The sequence below is a fragment of the Rhodoferax sp. genome (assembly GCF_034520025.1).
Lineage (GTDB): Bacteria > Pseudomonadota > Gammaproteobacteria > Burkholderiales > Burkholderiaceae_C > Allorhodoferax.
This window is the reverse complement of sequence record NZ_JAXHNZ010000001.1, coordinates 402,720-417,871: the sequence shown is the minus strand read 5'-3', so window position 1 is coordinate 417,871 and position 15,152 is coordinate 402,720. Positions and strand designations below refer to the sequence as shown.

The window sequence follows — 15,152 nt, the reverse complement described above, 5'->3', positions numbered from 1 at the left end:
GCCCTCTACCTAAGCAGGTGTCCAGGACACGTCGTCCCCGGCGATAAAAATACCGCGTTGCTGGGGTGGCAACTGGTCCTGCTTGAAGTGGGCGTACATGCGCTGGTTGTAGCGGTAGTGCCCGGGCAGTGCGCCCTTAAAGGCGCCCAGAAAGTAGGGGTCGGCCTCCCAGGACACGCAAATCGGGTCGCCGATGATGTGACTGGCAATGTCCACTTTGGGGTAGATCTTCTTCAGGGCCTGCAAGGCCAGCTTGACGCGTTTTTCCGGAGTTTGCGGGAGCATCTTGAGGGCGTCGCCCATCCACGCATAAGACAGGCAAATTACGGCCGGTTTGTCCGGTCCGTTGTCAAACAGGTAGGTGCCGCGGGTGAGCCGGTCGGTGAGCGTCATGCTCATCACATCGCGACTGGTTTCCGGGTCTTTGTCTTTCCAGAATGGCCTGTCCACCATGACAAATGTCTTGCTGGATTGCATATAGCGGGTGCGGTCCAGCGCCATCCACATCTTGTGCGAGAACAGCGATTCTTCGACTGCAATCTGCGTAGTGAGCAACCAGCTCTGGCAAGTGGTCAGCACCGCGGTGTAGTGCCGTGTGTCGCCCCAGGTGTCCGTCACGGCGAGCCGGCCATCCGCTGCGCGGGCAATGGCGGCTATCCCGGCACGGGTCGCGCCTCGGTGCAGGCTCTGCAAAGAAGTACCAGCCGGCCAGTGCACCAGCTGGGTCGGAGCGTGGCGCCACAGGCCGTGAGGCACCTGGTCGGCCCCGCCCACGATCAGTCGCTGGTTGTCATCGCAGTTGGTCAGCACCACCCGCAGGATCTCCAGCATGGAGTTCGGGAAGTCCGAGTCCCAACCGCCGGTGCCGAAGCCCACTTGACCGAAGACTTCCCGGTGGTGGAAGGACAGCTTGGCAAAGGCCTTGGAGTTGGCGATGAAGTCGTAAAAGGTGCGGTCATCCCATAGCGGTACCAGCGCATTCCACATGCGCTTGAGCGTTGGCACATCCCGGTTGCGGGTGGCGTTTTGCATGTCGCTGAAGCGGGCATCGTCTTCGAGTGCCTGTGCCCAGGCGTCCGCTACTTCTTTAAAAATCGGGGGCAGGTCTTGCAGGCTGCGCGCGTAGTGGGTGTTGCCCTCCAGGTCGATGACTGTGCTGCCCGAGGCTGGCGTCAGGGGGTTGGGGAAGTCCCGTGTCTCCAGCCCAAGCAGGTGAACGTAGTGGTAGAACGCGGTGCCCGAGACGGGAAAGCGCATGCCACCCAGTTCCGCCACCACGTCCTGAGTACCCTCAAACACTTGCGAGCGCAGGCGGCCGCCCATCTTGGACGCCTCATAAATCACCGGCTTGAGGCCCAGCTTCATCAGCTCGTAGGCAGCCACCATACCGGCCATGCCTGCGCCCACAATAGCCACCTCTTCGCCCAGGCGGTGCGCAGGCAGCTGGCCCAGCCCGTCGGGGTGGTCGATCCAGTCGTCAAATGCGAAAGGAAAATCCGGGCCGAAGATGGTGACCGGCTTGCGCACATCAGGTGCGGTTGTCGTGGTGTTGCTCATGGAAAAGCTCTCCAAATTGGCGCGCACTATGGCATAGGTATGCATCGTGCGCAATACATCCTCGCCAAAGCGTCAAAAATCGACCTTATTCGGATTTAAAAATGAGTAAATTGCATGCCTGTGTGCAAAACGCTTGCTTGCACAGGCACTATGCAGGGGCTACGATCCCACCATTCCTTTCATCTGCCGGAGCACTCCATGAGCCACGCCGCCTTCAATTGGCAAGACCCTTTTTTGCTGGACAGCCAACTTTCTGATGACGAGCGCATGGTCCGCGATGCCGCCTCGGCGTATTGCCAGGACAAGCTGCTGCCCCGCGTGACTCAAGCCTTTCGCGATGGCAGCACCGACCCCGCCATCTTTCGCGAAATGGGTGAGTTAGGTCTCTTGGGTCTCACGATTCCCGAGCAATACGGCGGCCCCGGCCTGAACTACGTGGCCTACGGCCTGATTGCCCGCGAAGTCGAGCGGGTCGATAGCGGCTACCGCAGCATGATGAGCGTGCAGTCCTCCTTGGTGATGGTGCCTATCTTCGAATTCGGCACCGAGGCCCAGCGCCAGAAGTACCTGCCCAAACTGGCCACCGGCGAGTGGATTGGCTGCTTTGGCCTGACCGAACCCGACCACGGTTCCGATCCCCAGAGCATGGCGACCCGCGCCCAGAAGGTGGCTGGCGGCTACAAACTCTCGGGCAGCAAGATGTGGATCAGCAACAGCCCGATCGCCGATGTGTTCGTGGTGTGGGCCAAAGAGGTCAGCGAGGCCGGTACGGTCGGGCCGATTCGCGGCTTTGTGCTGGAAAAAGGTATGGCCGGTTTGAGCGCCCCGGCGATCCACGGCAAGGTGGGCCTGCGCGCCAGCATCACCGGCGAGATCGTGATGGACGGCGTGTTTGTGCCTGAAGAAAACGCCTTCCCCGAAATCCGCGGCCTCAAAGGTCCGTTCACCTGCCTGAACAGTGCGCGCTATGGCATTGCCTGGGGTGCTCTGGGTGCGGCTGAAGATTGTTGGACGCGCTCCCGCCAGTACACCCTGGACCGCAAGCAGTTCGGCCGCCCCTTGGCTGCCAACCAGCTCATTCAAAAGAAGCTGGCTGACATGCAAACCGAAATCGCATTGGGGCTGCAAGGCTGCCTGCGCTTGGGCCGCATGAAAGACGAAGGCACGGCTGCGGTGGAGATCACGTCCATACTCAAGCGTAACTCCTGCGGCAAGGCGCTAGACATTGCACGCATGGCCCGCGACATGATGGGTGGCAACGGCATCAGCGACGAGTTCGGGGTGGCCCGCCATTTGGTGAACCTTGAGGTGGTCAATACCTATGAAGGCACCCACGACATCCATGCCCTGATTTTGGGCCGTGCGCAAACCGGTATTGCGGCGTTCGCCAACTGAGGCGGGTATTACCCCACAGCCTGGCACGGGGGCATCGCATAAACTCCGGCGCACTCCTTCGCGCCTGATACTGCATGCCCCTCACCCCTGATACCGCTACCCCGCTCAGCAACGAACCTGTGACCCTGCTGGATGTCGCCCGTGTGGCGGGGGTGTCGCCGAGCACCGTATCCCGCATATTGAACGGCACTGCCAAGGTGGCACCCGCCAAGCGCGAAGCCGTCGAGGCGGCGATCGCCCAGCTCAAGTTCCGCCCCAACATCTTTGCCCGTAGCCTGAAGACCGGCATCACCATGACGGTGGGGGTGCTCACGCAATCCATTGAAAGCCAGTTTTATTCGCGTGCGCTCAAAGGCATCGAGGTGGGGCTGGAAGCCAGCGGCCATTCCCCCATCATCGTGAGCGGCCACTGGAATGCCCAGACCGACGTTGCCAGCCTGAAGCTGCTTACCTCGCGCCGGGTCGATGGCGTCATCATTCTGACCAGTGATATTGCCGACGACAACGTGCTCGACGTGGCCAAGCAACAGCCGGTGGTCATTACCGAGCGGGACCTCGAAGGGCCCAACCTGCGCTCCATCCATGTGGACCAGAAGTTCGGCGGCTATTTGGCGACCCGCCATTTGCTGGCTTTGGGCCACACGCGCATCGCCCATATTGCCGGTGTCGAAAACCGCGCGGATGCACAAGGCCGTTACCTGGGCTACCTGGAGGCCCATGCGGAGGCCGGTGTCGAGCCAGACCCGCGCCTGCTGGTGCGTGGCAACTTCACCGACAAAGGCGGCTTTGCTGCCGCGCAGCGCTTGCTGGACAGCGGTGTTCAGTTCACCGCGATCTTTTGTGCCAACGACGACACCGCACTCGGTGCCCGGCTGGCCCTTTACCAGCGGGGCATCCGGGTGCCTGAAGACGTGTCGCTGGTGGGCTTTGACGACATGCCCACTTCCAGCTTCATGACCCCGCCTCTTACCAGCGTGCGCCAACCGGTGTACGAGGTGGGCCTGTACGCCGCTCGCATGTTGCTCGACATGATGGGCTACCCGGCCGAGGCGGTGCAGTTGCCCCCGCTGGAGCTGATGGTGCGTGAGACGACCCGCACATGGCAGGCCTGAATCAGGCCTGAATCAGTAGCTCCCCAGATGCAGACGTAAAAAAAGGCCCGAGGGCCTTTTTTGTTTAGCGCTGGCGCTGGCTGGCAATGAACGCCCGGTAGCGCAAGGCGCTGTCTTTGAGGGTGCGCTGCTGGGTGGCGTAGTCCACATGCACCAGTCCGAAGCGTTTGTCGTAGCCGCAGGCCCATTCAAAGTTGTCCATCAGGCTCCAGTAAAAGAAGCCGCGCACATCCACACCCGCGACCATCGCCTCGTGCAGCGCTTGCAAGTGGGTCTGCATATAGGCCTGGCGGCCGGGGTCGTTCACGCGGCCATCCACCACCTTGTCGGCTTCGGCGAACCCGTTTTCCGTGATGTAAATCGGGGGCAGGGTGTAGTCGCGGTGAATGCCTTGCAGCAGGTCCGATAGGCCTTGTGCGTAGTTTTCCCAGCCCATGTCAGACACGCCATCCTTGTTGGGCGCTGGCACCGGTGGTGTGCTGGTGCTGGCCCAGATGCGGGTGTAGTAGTTGATACCCAGAAAATCCAGGGGTTGGGCAATGATGTCGAAGTCACCGGCTTCGATGTTGTCGGGCTGCGCCAACTCCGGGCCTTGAGGGTAAGCCTTCTTGAAGATCGGGTCCATGTACCAGCGCACAAAGCGGTCGTACTCCCGCTGGGCACGGGCTTGGTCAGCCGCGCTGTCGGTCGCGGCGGTAGTGGGGGACTGGTTCAGCACTATGCCCAGCGGTGCTTTCACACCTGCCGCGCGCATCGACTGTAGCGCCAAGCCGTGCGAGAGCAGCAGGTTGTGCGAGACGCGCAGCATGGCCGGCACATCTTTCTTGCCGGGGGCGAACACGCCTTGGTCGTAACCCAGAGTGGCGGTGCACCAGGGTTCGTTGTGGGTGGCAATGCTTGCGACGCGGTCGCCCAACAAGCGGCCCATGCGCTCGGCGTAGTCGGCAAAGCGGTAGGCGGTGTCGCGGGCTTCCCAGCCCTGTTGCAGGTCTTGCAGACCTTGGGGCAGGTCCCAGTGGTACAAGGTGGCAAAGGGGGCAATGCCGCGCTTTAACAGGCCATCGACCAATCGCTCGTAAAAGTCCAAGCCTGCGGTGTTCCAGGCACCATAGCCCAGGGGCTGCACCCGGGACCAGGCGATCGAAAACCGGTAGCTGTCCACGCTCAGGCTTTGGATCATGTCGAGGTCGGATTCGAGGCGGTTGTAGTGGTCGCAGGCCACATCGCCGGTGTCGCCGTTCACGACTTTGCCGGGGGTCTTGGAAAAGGTGTCCCAGATGGACGGGCCGCGCCCGTCTTGGGCGGCCGCGCCCTCGATTTGGTACGAGCTGGTGGCCACGCCCCAGCGGAAATCGGCGGGAAAAGGGGGCAGGGGGAATGTCTCGGGAGCGGTCACGGGGTGTCCTTGCATTATTCTCATTTGAAATCGTTTTCAGGTGTGAATTTTACGGGTGAAATTGGGCCTGTCAAACCAGCTGCAGAGGCTACTATGGGTTCCTCCACGCACACGAGCCGGTATGACCCACCCTAACACCCCCCAAGGCGCACTGTCGCACCTCAAAGTTCTGGATCTCTCCCGCGTATTGGCAGGCCCCTGGTGCACCCAAATGCTGGCCGATCTCGGGGCGGATGTGGTCAAGGTCGAACGCCCGGTCGCCGGTGACGACACCCGCCACTGGGGGCCGCCCTTTATGCCGGGCGCAGACGGCCAGCCCACCGCCGACGCCACCTATTTCACCGCCTGCAACCGCAACAAGCGCTCCATCACCATCGACATGGCCCACCCCGACGGGCAAGCCCTGATCCGGCAGATGGCAGTGCAGAGCGACATTCTGGTCGAGAACTTCAAGGTGGGTGGCCTCGCCCACTACGGCCTGGACTACGCCAGCCTCAAGGCCCTGAACCCGCGCTTGATTTATTGCTCGATCACCGGCTTCGGCCAAACCGGGCCGTATGCCGAACGGGCAGGCTACGACCTGATGATCCAGGCCATGAGCGGCATGATGAGCATCACCGGCCGTGCAGACGGAGAGCCCGGTGGCGGCCCACAGAGGGCGGGTGTGGCGATTACCGATGTGTTTACCGGCATCTATGCCACCAGCGCCATCCTGGCCGCGATAGAGATGCGCCACCGCACCGGCGAGGGCCAGCACATCGACATGGCCTTGCTGGATGTGGGCATGGCCATTCTGGCCAATCAGGCTGCGGGCTTTATCAACACCGGTGCCGAGCCCCAGCGCATGGGCAATGCTCACCCCAGCCTCGTGCCCTACCAGGACTTTCCCACAGCGGACGGCGCCATGCTGCTTGCCATTGGTAACGACGGGCAGTTCGCCCGCTTCTGTGCGGCGGCCGGTCGGCCGGAGTGGGCGCAGGACGCACGCTTCACCACCAACACCCTCCGGGTTGAGCACCGGGCTACGCTGGTGCCGCTGATGAGCGAAACCACCCGCACCCGCACCACCGCCGAGTGGATTGCACTGCTCGAAGACAAAGCCGTACCCTGCGGCCCGATCAACACCTTGGCCAGCGCGTTTGCAGATCCCCAGGTGCAGGCCCGTGGTTTGGTGCAAAAACAGGCAGTGGCCCAGGTAAATACTGCGGGTGTCGCTCCTGAAAACATAGCGACTGGTGCGTCAAAGGGGGCAGCAGAAATCTGCACCGTAGCAAGCCCCATGCGCCTGTCCGCCGCACCGGTACAGCTGCGTTATGCGCCGCCTGCGCTGGGCGAGCACACCACCGAGGTGCTGCGGGAATTGGGTCTGGACGCTGCGCGCATCCAGACCCTGCAGCAACAAGGCATTGTGTAAGGCAGTGAGCCTTTAGGCCGGTTTGCCCAGCACTTCCCAGCGTTCCAGCGCTGCCATCAGGGCTTCGTCAATCGCGGCATTGCGCTCGGTCAGCGCCATGGCGCGGGCGTTGTCCTTGGAGAACAGGCTGCCATCGGCCAGGGCATCGGCGATCTCTTTTTGTTCCGCTTCGAGGGCGGCGATCTGGTCGGGCAAAGCATCGAGCTCGCGCTGCTCTTTGAAGCTCAGCTTGCGGGCTTTGGCAGGGGCCGGCGCCGCAGGGGCTGTAGCGCTCACCTTGGCGGTGGCTTGCTCTTGTTTTTGTAGCTGCTCGCGCTCGTAGTTAAAGGGCTTGGCCGTGGTTTTGCCCTGAGCGGTGGCAATGTCGTTAGCGCGCTTGGTCTGGATTAGCCAGTCGCTCACACCGCCTTCGTATTCGCGCCACTTCGCATCACCCTCGTAGGCAATCGTGCTGGTGACCACGTTGTCCAGGAAGGTGCGGTCGTGGCTGACCAAGAACACCGTGCCGTCGTAGCTTTGCAGCAGGTCTTCCAGCAGCTCCAGAGTGTCAATGTCCAGGTCGTTGGTCGGCTCGTCCAGCACCAACACGTTGGCGGGGCGTGCAAACAAGCGCGCCAGCAGCAAGCGATTGCGCTCACCACCACTCAAAGAGCGGACGGGTGAGGTTGCGCGGGCGGGCGAGAACAAAAAGTCGCCCAGGTAGCTCTTACGGTGCTTTTTCTGGTTGCCGATCTCGATCCACTCCGAGCCGGGGCTGATGAAGTCTTCCAGCGTGGCATCCATGTCGAGCGCATTGCGCATCTGGTCGAAGTAAGCCACTGTCACGTTCGAGCCCAAACGCACCGTACCCCAGGGGCTATGGCCGGGTTCCGGCTTGGGGGCGTTGGCCGGGGCTGGGTCGGGCTGGTGCTCACCCAGAATGAGTTTGAGCAGTGTGGTCTTGCCGGCTCCGTTGGGGCCGAGCAAGCCGATTTTGTCGCCGCGCAGAATGGTGGCGGTGAAGTCCCGCACGATCTGGCGCTCTTGCTCGGTGCCCAAGCCAAAGGTCTTGCTCACATGCACCATCTCAGACACCAGCTTGCCGCTCTTGTCGCCGCTGTTCACGTCCATGTTCACGCTGCCGACCACATCGCGGCGGGCCTCGCGGTTGGCGCGCAGCTCGCCCAAGCGGTTGATACGCGCGGTGGCGCGGGTGCGGCGGGCTTCTACGCCTTTGCGGATCCACACCTCTTCCTGGGCTAGCAGCTTGTCAGCCTTGGCGTTGATGATGGCTTCTTGTGCCAGCTGCTCTTCTTTTTGTAGCAGGTAGGCGGCAAAGTTGCCGGGGTAGCTCATCAGCTTGCCGCGATCGAGTTCCACAATGCGGGTCGCCACGTTGTCGAGGAACGAGCGATCGTGGGTGATGGTGATGATGGAGCCCTTGAATTCCTTGAGCAGGCCTTCGAGCCACTCAATCGAGTCTAGGTCTAGGTGGTTGGTCGGCTCGTCGAGCAGCAGCACATCGGGTTGGGCCACCAGCGCCTGGGCAAGGGCCACGCGCTTTTTGGTGCCACCGGACAGGGTGCTCACTACGGCCTCAGGGTTCAGGTGCAGGCGTTGCAGGGTTTCGTTGACCCGTTGTTCCCAGTTCCAGCCGTCCAGCGTTTCGATTTCGCTTTGCATCGCGTCAAGGTCGCCCTCGCCCGCACAATACAGCTCAATCAGGCCGATGACCCTCTCCAGCCCTGCGCGTACAGCTACAAAAATAGTAGCATCAGCGTCGAGCACCGGCTCTTGTGCCACATAGGCGATGCGGGTGCCGCCCTGCACTTGCAGGGTGCCGTCGTCGGGCCTCTCCATACCGCCCAAAATTTTGAGCATGGAGGATTTGCCGGCGCCGTTGCGGCCGATGAGGCCAACGCGCTCCTGCGTTTCGAGGGAGAAATCAGCGTGGTCGAGGAGGGGGACGTGCCCGAATGCCAGCTGGGCGTCAAGAAGAGTAATAAGTGCCATGTGGCCCAGATTATCCCTGCACCGGCAAAAGCCCCGCCGGGGCTGGCGCCCGTCCTCGGGGCGGCTGCTTCAAATGACCCGGTTGCGCCCGCGTTGCTTGGCAAGGTACAGCGCCTTGTCGGCCTCGTTATAAAGGTGGTCAAAACTCCGGCCTTCGGCTGCAGTGGCGCTGGACAAGCCGAAGCTGGCCGTGATGTGCAGCATTTCGCCGTTCCAGTTCAGGGGGCTGGCCTCCAGGCGCTGGCGGATTTTCTCGGCGATGCGCCGGCCGGCATCCGCATGGGTGTGGGGCAGCAAAACGATGAACTCTTCGCCCCCAAGCCTACCGACCAGGTCGGTGCTGCGCACCGATTGCACACTGGTCTGTGCCACGTGGCGCAGCATGGCGTCCCCCGCAGGGTGGCCCCATGTGTCATTGATGCGTTTGAAGTGGTCGAGGTCGAACAGCAAAATCGTGGTGGCACTGCCCTGCCGGAGCGCACGCTTGAGTTCGGTGCTGCTGAGTTCTACAAAGGTGTTGCGGTTAAAGAGACCGGTGAGTCCATCCTGGCGGGTCAGGCGCTCGAGCTCGCGTTGCTTGGTTTGGAGCTCTGTGTTCACTCGTGCAACCTGGGCTCTTTGCATGGCGATGGTGGTGAAGTTTCTCCACAGCAGCACCGACAGGGCCCAGGCCATCAGGCAGGCGGTGAATCCGTTGAGCCGGATAGAGAGCAACACCCGCGGCTCGTCCTGAAAATGGCCCAAGGCGATGAAAAACCCGATGTAGGCCAGCGAGAACACGACCAGTGCTGCCACCGGCCGGAGGTAGAGGCCCACACTCACGCACAGGCACGCAATCAGAAAGGGGGTCACGCTGGGGGTGACCCACTGGTCCACGCACGCGATGGCCACCGCAAACCCGAGCAGAACCAAAGCCACAGGTGGCGCCATCCAGCGGGCTAGTGACCGGCGGTAACGCAAGCCTTTGTGGTGCGCCATCCAAGTCAGTGTCGCCATGGTCAGGCCCATCGCGAGATGCAAGCCACAAAGCGCCCACTCCCAAGGTGGAGTTTGGATGTCCGGGCTTTTTCGCAATGCCAGTAAGAGGAAAACCAGTGTGTGAAAGCTGTTAATGGCCACGATCAAGGGGCCTAGCCAACGGATGCGCTCCAGGCTCGCAGCACCGGCTTCATCCACCACCTGCGCATGCTCAACCTGCCAGCGCTGTGCCAATAAACGGAAATCACGGAGTAGGGTGCTAATCATAGGGCGTATGCACTTTAGCAGAGCCTCGTTGGTAGGATGAGTCTCCGATAAAACCCAACCCCGCAAGGAGCGAACTTTGACCTACATCACCCCACGCGCGCACGATTTAGGAGGCGGCTTCACGGTACGTCGGGTATTGCCATCGGTGCAGCGCCAGGCCATTGGCCCCTTTGTGTTTTTTGACCATTTCGGTACGGTCACCGCCCAACCGGGCGACAACCACGATGTGCGGCCCCACCCCCATATCGGGCTGGCCACAGTGACCTACTTGTTCGAGGGCGCCATGATGCACCGCGACTCGACCGGTGTGGTGCAGCGCATCGAGCCGGGCGCCATCAACTGGATGACGGCCGGCAGAGGTATCGTGCATTCCGAGCGCACGCCCGACGATTTGCGCACCGTCGAGCGCCACAGCCATGGCTTCCAACTCTGGTCCGCGTTGCCGGCAGAACATGAAGAGGATGCGCCCTCTTTTGTCCACACTCCGGCCAGCGAAATTCCGGTGGTGCAGTTGCCCGGGGTGACGGTGCGGGTATTGGTAGGCCATGCGTTCGGCGCTAGCTCGCCGGTGAAAACTTTGTCCCCGACCTTGTATCTGGCGCTGGAGCTGGAAGCAGGCGCTACTGTGACGTTGCCTGCGGCAGCAGTTGAGCGGGGCGTTTACAGTGTGGATGCCGCAGTTTCGGTAGCCGGTGCCCAACTCCCGAGTGGCCAGATGCAGGTCTTGCTGGAGGGCGAGGAGCCGGTGGTGCACGCGGATACGGCAACCCGCTTGATGGTGCTGGGTGGCGCGCCCCTGGGCCACCGCTTCATGGTGTGGAACTTTGTGTCCAGCCGCAAAGAGCGCATCGTGCAAGCCCAAGCCGACTGGGAGGCACAGCGCTTTCCCATGGTGCCCGGCGAGACTGAATTTATACCGTTGCCAGCACGTCGCCCTTGACCGTGGCGTGCGCTTGGGCAATGGCCTGCGCGGCAATATCCAAAGAGCGTAAGCGCAGGGCCGGGTCGTAGATGTCGCAGACCAGCATCAGCTCATCGGCTCCGGTAGCGGCGGCCATGGCGTGCAGGCCTTCGCGCACGGTCTCGGGCCCGCCGATCACGGCTTCGCCCAAAAAGTCTTGGATCGCGGCCCGGGCGTCGGGCGGGCATTGCTGCATAAAGCCGGGCACTGGAGGCGGCAGCGATTTGCGCTGACCGGTCAGAATGCCCAGCACGCGTTGGTAAATGCTGCTGGCCAGCCATTCGGCAGTTTCGTCGGTTTCTGCGGCGACCAGGGGCACACCCACCATCACGTACGGTTTGGCCAGTGTGACCGAGGGTCTGAACAAATTTCGGTACATCGCCACCGCTTGGTGCAGGTAGCGGGGCGCAAAGTGCGAGGCGAAGGCGTAGGGAAGGCCCATGTGGGCCGCCAGTTGCGCGGAGTACAGGCTCGAGCCGAGCAGCCAGATGGGTACTTGAGTGTCTGCCCCTGGCATGGCCACCAGTTTTTGGCCGGCTTGCATTGGGCCCAGCAGGGTTTGCAGCTCGGCGACGTCTCTCGGGAAGTCGTCTTCGTGTTCTACCTTGTTGCGGCGCAGGGCCCGCATAGTGGCCTGGTCGGTGCCGGGCGCTCGGCCTAGACCAAGGTCAATGCGCCCTGGGTACAGCTCTGCCAGGGTGCCAAAAGCCTCAGCCACGACCAATGGCGCATGGTTGGGCAGCATGATGCCGCCAGAGCCCACCCGGATACGCTGGGTACCGCCGGCAATATGCCCCACCAGCACGGCGGTGGCCGAGCTGGCGATCCCCGGCATGTTGTGGTGTTCAGCCAGCCAGTAGCGCTCAAAGCCCAAGGCCTCCGCATGCTGTGCGGTCTTCAAAGCGAGTTGCAAGGCTTGTGCGACAGTGCCGCCTTCACGGACGGCCACCAGATCGAGCATCGAGAGGCGGGGGCTTGAGGACTCGTACATCCCACCATTGTCGCGAAAGCGGTAAAGCCATGTTGCCGATAGTCCGATCGCCCTATTGTTGCGGTGCCGCAAAAAACGACAATTCGACTAATCTGAAATTTGATAGGAGAAGTTTGTGTACAAATCCTTGATGAAAAAAGCAGCATTCGCGCTCACGCTCGCAGCGTCTGCTGCAATGGCTCAAGCCGAGACTTTCAACATCGGCGCTTTGGGTAATACCTACCAAAACACCGTAGAGGTGTCAGGCACATTTGACGATCTGTACACCTTCACTTTGCCGAGCCAATTCACTGGCGTGACTGGTGGGTACTTGGCCGTGGACTACGCTGGTACAGGCTTGAATACCATTCTGGCATTTGGTCAAGGTACTCCCGGTGGAGGTCTAGCGACAGGTTTGATCCTCAATGAAAGCCTCGACGGCTTTGCTGTGGCCTCTTACCAATCTACATTCAACCTTACACCGGGTGGCACCTACTGGTTTCAGTTGGCGGGTGACGGCGACGCAGCGTCCTACACCGTGACATTGGCTCCGGTGCCGGAACCTGAAACTTACGCGCTTCTCTTGGCCGGTCTGGGCTTGATGGGTGCTGTCGCTCGCCGTCGCCAATCCAAATAATCAGGGGATCCGCATGAAAAAAACTATCCAAGCAATCGCAGCAGCAGCTGTGTTGGCAGCGGCTGCGAACAGCCATGCAGCTGGCACTAGCGTCTCCTTCGAAGAAGCCACCAACGGTGCATTCGCTGAATCCTTTGTGGTGACGCCTACGACGACCAACAAGCTCATTCTGCGTGTAACGGGTCTCGCAAGCCAGTTTTCTGCGCTGTCAGCGTCCTTGTGGTCCGGAGCTACCCAACTTGCGGCCTTTGGCTCTACCGATTTGGGCGGTAACCGCACTATTCTGATGAGCGATGCTGGAAACAACGCATTCATTTTATTGGCTGGCCAAGCCTACACCCTCAAGGTGACCGGTACTAGCACCGCATTGCCAAACACCGCCAAAGGTGCGGTAGTAGCTTTCAACGGAACCGTGAGTGCTGTGCCTGAGCCAGAAGCCTTTGCTCTGTTGCTCGCTGGTTTGGGCTTGGTGGGCGTTGCTGCCAAGCGCGGCCGTCAAAAATCTACGTAAACCAAGCGCCTTTGCTTCCGGAAGGCCTGCCTCGTGCAGGCCTTTTTGTTTTGGGGTGTCCGAGTGAATGTGATGGGTCCGAATGGACTATTGCTGCGACGCAGCATAGGGTTAATACTGGCTTTGTCACACATTCTCTGGGAGGCCTTATGAAGATCAAATTGCTGCTGTTACTCGCTGTGGCTGCGCTACCCGCTTGGGCAGTCCAGACTGCCGGCCACGACGCCATGCAGTTGGTGACGCCTGATGCCAGTTCCGGCGGTTTGGTATTGGCAGGCTTGGGATTGATGGCGACGATTGCGCGACGTCGTTTCAAGTAAGGACGCTTGCGGCTGGTCTGTACGGCCCCAACGAAAAAAGGCTTGTCGAATGACAAGCCTTTTTGCTTTTTAAAGGTCCGGGGAGCGTGCAAGCCCGGCGGTGGCCGGGCGCACGCCAGACTCAGCGGCTGCTCGGGAAGTTGAATACCGCGCCCTCACGCACGCCGGCACTCGGCCAGCGCTGGGTGATGGTTTTGCGCTTGGTATAGAAGCGCACCGCATCAGGGCCGTAGGCGTGCAGGTCGCCAAACAGGCTGCGCTTCCAGCCGCCGAACGAGTGGTAGGCCACAGGAACGGGCAGGGGCACGTTCACACCTACCATACCGACCAGGATGTTGTCCGTGAAGTAGCGCGCGGCTTCGCCATCGCGGGTGAAGATGCAGGTGCCGTTGCCATACTCGTGGGCATCGATCATGTCCATGGCCTCTTGCAAGGTCTTGACGCGCACCACACCCAGCACCGGGCCGAAGATCTCTTCCTGGTAAATCACCATGCCGGGCTTGACGTTGTCAAACAGGCACGGGCCGAGGTAGTAGCCGTCTTCATGGCCAGCCACTTTCAGGCCGCGGCCATCCACCACCAGTGTTGCGCCTTCTTTCACGCCCTGGTCCACATAGCCTTTCACCTTCTCGAAATGCGGCTTGGTGACCAGCGGGCCCATGTCCATGCCGGGCGCGGTGCCGGGGCCGACCTTCATCTTGGCGATTTCGGCCTTCAGGCCTTCAATCACCGCGTCTGCGGTGGCGTCACCCACAGCTACTACCAGCGGGATGGCCATGCAGCGCTCGCCGCAGGAGCCATAGGCTGCGCCCATGAGCGCGCTCACGGCGTTGGCCACATCGGCGTCGGGCATGACCACGGCATGGTTCTTGGCGCCGCCCAAAGCCTGCACGCGCTTGCCGTGCTTGCAGCCCTCTGCATAGATGTATTCGGCAATCGGGGTGGAGCCGACAAAGCTGATTGCTTTCACGCGCGGGTCTTGCAAGAGCGTGTCGACCGCTTCTTTGTCACCGTTGACCACGTTAAGCACGCCGGGTGGCAAGCCTGCCTCGAGGGCCAATTCGGCAATGCGCAGGGTGCTGGTGGGGTCGCGCTCAGAGGGCTTCAGGATGAAGGTGTTGCCGCAGGCCACGGCCATGGGCCACATCCACAGCGGCACCATGGCCGGGAAGTTAAAGGGAGTGATGCCAGCGGTCACGCCCAGCGCCTGGAACTCGGACCAGCTGTCGATAGCAGGGCCCACGTTTTTGCTGTGTTCGCCTTTGAGCAGCTCGGGCGCGTAAGACGCGTATTCCACGTTTTCAATACCGCGCTGCAGCTCGCCCAGTGCATCGCTCAGCACCTTGCCGTGTTCGGCGGTAATCAGGGCGCAGAGTTCTTCGGCGTGCTTCTCCAGCAGTACTTTCAGGTTGCTCATGACGCGGGCACGTTTGAGCGGAGGCGTGTTGCGCCAGGCCGGAAATGCGGCTTGCGCGTTGGCAATGGCTTCTTCTACCGTGGCTTTGGGGGCCAAAAGTACGCGCTTCTCGGCTTTGCCGGTGGCGGGGTTAAAGACGTCCTGGGCGCGGTCGCCGGTGGTAATGATCTTGCCGCCAATGAGGTGGCCTACGGTGGTGAGTTGGGTCATGGAGTGATTTAAGTG

General features: G+C 61.5%; 13 protein-coding genes. 7 read left to right on the top strand and 6 right to left on the bottom strand.

Annotated features, from left to right (window positions below; genetic code table 11):
* Positions 1 to 9 precede the first annotated feature (9 nt).
* Positions 10 to 1,557 carry a flavin monoamine oxidase family protein gene (locus U5L73_RS01990; RefSeq protein ID WP_322560780.1) on the bottom strand — a complete coding sequence of 516 codons (1,548 nt, stop codon included), beginning with the start codon at positions 1,555 to 1,557 and terminating at the stop codon, positions 10 to 12.
* A gap of 198 nt (positions 1,558 to 1,755) precedes the next feature.
* On the opposite strand from U5L73_RS01990, the gene U5L73_RS01985 reads away from it, so the two are divergent.
* Together U5L73_RS01985 and U5L73_RS01980 are read left to right on the top strand one after the other, a co-directional pair.
* Positions 1,756 to 2,952, top strand: coding sequence for an acyl-CoA dehydrogenase (locus tag U5L73_RS01985; protein WP_322560779.1), 1,197 nt, complete (start codon positions 1,756 to 1,758; stop codon positions 2,950 to 2,952).
* A 74-nt stretch (positions 2,953 to 3,026) separates the two neighbouring features.
* The gene (locus tag U5L73_RS01980; protein ID WP_322560778.1) at positions 3,027 to 4,064 is read left to right on the top strand and encodes a LacI family DNA-binding transcriptional regulator; all 1,038 of its coding nucleotides are present in this window, start codon (positions 3,027 to 3,029) and stop codon (positions 4,062 to 4,064) included.
* Between the two features lie 64 nt (positions 4,065 to 4,128).
* On the opposite strand, the gene U5L73_RS01975 is transcribed toward U5L73_RS01980, so the two are convergent.
* Positions 4,129 to 5,475 (bottom strand): GH1 family beta-glucosidase, encoded by a 1,347-nt coding sequence (locus U5L73_RS01975; protein WP_322560777.1) that lies wholly within the window; start codon positions 5,473 to 5,475, stop codon positions 4,129 to 4,131.
* A 106-nt stretch (positions 5,476 to 5,581) separates the two neighbouring features.
* On the opposite strand from U5L73_RS01975, the gene U5L73_RS01970 reads away from it, so the two are divergent.
* Positions 5,582 to 6,874, top strand: a complete 1,293-nt coding sequence (locus tag U5L73_RS01970; RefSeq protein ID WP_322560776.1) for a CaiB/BaiF CoA-transferase family protein — start codon at positions 5,582 to 5,584, stop codon at positions 6,872 to 6,874.
* 12 nt (positions 6,875 to 6,886) lie between these two features.
* Here U5L73_RS01970 and U5L73_RS01965 read toward each other — a convergent pair whose 3' ends face one another.
* On the bottom strand, positions 6,887 to 8,866 hold the full coding sequence (locus U5L73_RS01965) for an ATP-binding cassette domain-containing protein (protein ID WP_322560775.1): 1,980 nt from the start codon (positions 8,864 to 8,866) through the stop codon (positions 6,887 to 6,889).
* A 69-nt stretch (positions 8,867 to 8,935) separates the two neighbouring features.
* Entirely contained in the window at positions 8,936 to 10,111 is a 1,176-nt protein-coding gene (locus U5L73_RS01960) for a GGDEF domain-containing protein (RefSeq protein WP_322560774.1), read from the bottom strand.
* A gap of 76 nt (positions 10,112 to 10,187) precedes the next feature.
* Here U5L73_RS01960 and U5L73_RS01955 point away from each other — a divergent pair, with 76 nt between their 5' ends.
* Positions 10,188 to 11,051, top strand: coding sequence for a pirin family protein (locus tag U5L73_RS01955; RefSeq protein ID WP_322560773.1), 864 nt, complete (start codon positions 10,188 to 10,190; stop codon positions 11,049 to 11,051).
* Here U5L73_RS01955 and U5L73_RS01950 read toward each other — a convergent pair.
* Positions 11,023 to 12,063 (bottom strand): LLM class flavin-dependent oxidoreductase, encoded by a 1,041-nt coding sequence (locus U5L73_RS01950; RefSeq protein ID WP_322560772.1) that lies wholly within the window; start codon positions 12,061 to 12,063, stop codon positions 11,023 to 11,025. The genes U5L73_RS01955 and U5L73_RS01950 overlap by 29 nt on opposite strands.
* A gap of 130 nt (positions 12,064 to 12,193) precedes the next feature.
* Between U5L73_RS01950 and U5L73_RS01945 the strand changes: the two genes are divergently transcribed.
* The 3 genes from U5L73_RS01945 (at position 12,194) to U5L73_RS01935 (ending at position 13,510) form a co-directional block, all read left to right on the top strand.
* A complete protein-coding gene (locus U5L73_RS01945) occupies positions 12,194 to 12,679 on the top strand; it encodes an FxDxF family PEP-CTERM protein (protein ID WP_416221272.1) in 486 nt (161 codons plus the stop codon).
* Positions 12,680 to 12,692: 13 nt separating this feature from the next.
* Positions 12,693 to 13,190: an FxDxF family PEP-CTERM protein gene (locus U5L73_RS01940; RefSeq protein WP_322560770.1), complete on the top strand. Its 498-nt coding sequence runs from the start codon at positions 12,693 to 12,695 to the stop codon at positions 13,188 to 13,190.
* Between the two features lie 149 nt (positions 13,191 to 13,339).
* A complete protein-coding gene (locus U5L73_RS01935; RefSeq protein WP_322560769.1) occupies positions 13,340 to 13,510 on the top strand; it encodes a hypothetical protein in 171 nt (56 codons plus the stop codon).
* 121 nt (positions 13,511 to 13,631) lie between these two features.
* Here U5L73_RS01935 and U5L73_RS01930 read toward each other — a convergent pair whose 3' ends face one another.
* Positions 13,632 to 15,137 (bottom strand): CoA-acylating methylmalonate-semialdehyde dehydrogenase, encoded by a 1,506-nt coding sequence (locus U5L73_RS01930; protein WP_322560768.1) that lies wholly within the window; start codon positions 15,135 to 15,137, stop codon positions 13,632 to 13,634.
* Between the last annotated feature and the right edge of the window lie 15 nt (positions 15,138 to 15,152).

Coding starts and splice junctions, on each gene's coding strand:
- U5L73_RS01935 (WP_322560769.1), top strand. CDS start 13,340: ATGAAGATCAAATTGCTGCTGTTACTCGCTGTGGCTGCGCTACCCGCT.
- U5L73_RS01960 (WP_322560774.1), bottom strand. CDS start 10,111: ATGATTAGCACCCTACTCCGTGATTTCCGTTTATTGGCACAGCGCTGG.
- U5L73_RS01945 (WP_416221272.1), top strand. CDS start 12,194: ATGAAAAAAGCAGCATTCGCGCTCACGCTCGCAGCGTCTGCTGCAATG.
- U5L73_RS01975 (WP_322560777.1), bottom strand. CDS start 5,475: ATGCAAGGACACCCCGTGACCGCTCCCGAGACATTCCCCCTGCCCCCT.
- U5L73_RS01950 (WP_322560772.1), bottom strand. CDS start 12,063: ATGTACGAGTCCTCAAGCCCCCGCCTCTCGATGCTCGATCTGGTGGCC.
- U5L73_RS01970 (WP_322560776.1), top strand. CDS start 5,582: ATGACCCACCCTAACACCCCCCAAGGCGCACTGTCGCACCTCAAAGTT.
- U5L73_RS01990 (WP_322560780.1), bottom strand. CDS start 1,557: ATGAGCAACACCACGACAACCGCACCTGATGTGCGCAAGCCGGTCACC.
- U5L73_RS01980 (WP_322560778.1), top strand. CDS start 3,027: ATGCCCCTCACCCCTGATACCGCTACCCCGCTCAGCAACGAACCTGTG.
- U5L73_RS01985 (WP_322560779.1), top strand. CDS start 1,756: ATGAGCCACGCCGCCTTCAATTGGCAAGACCCTTTTTTGCTGGACAGC.
- U5L73_RS01930 (WP_322560768.1), bottom strand. CDS start 15,137: ATGACCCAACTCACCACCGTAGGCCACCTCATTGGCGGCAAGATCATT.
- U5L73_RS01965 (WP_322560775.1), bottom strand. CDS start 8,866: ATGGCACTTATTACTCTTCTTGACGCCCAGCTGGCATTCGGGCACGTC.
- U5L73_RS01940 (WP_322560770.1), top strand. CDS start 12,693: ATGAAAAAAACTATCCAAGCAATCGCAGCAGCAGCTGTGTTGGCAGCG.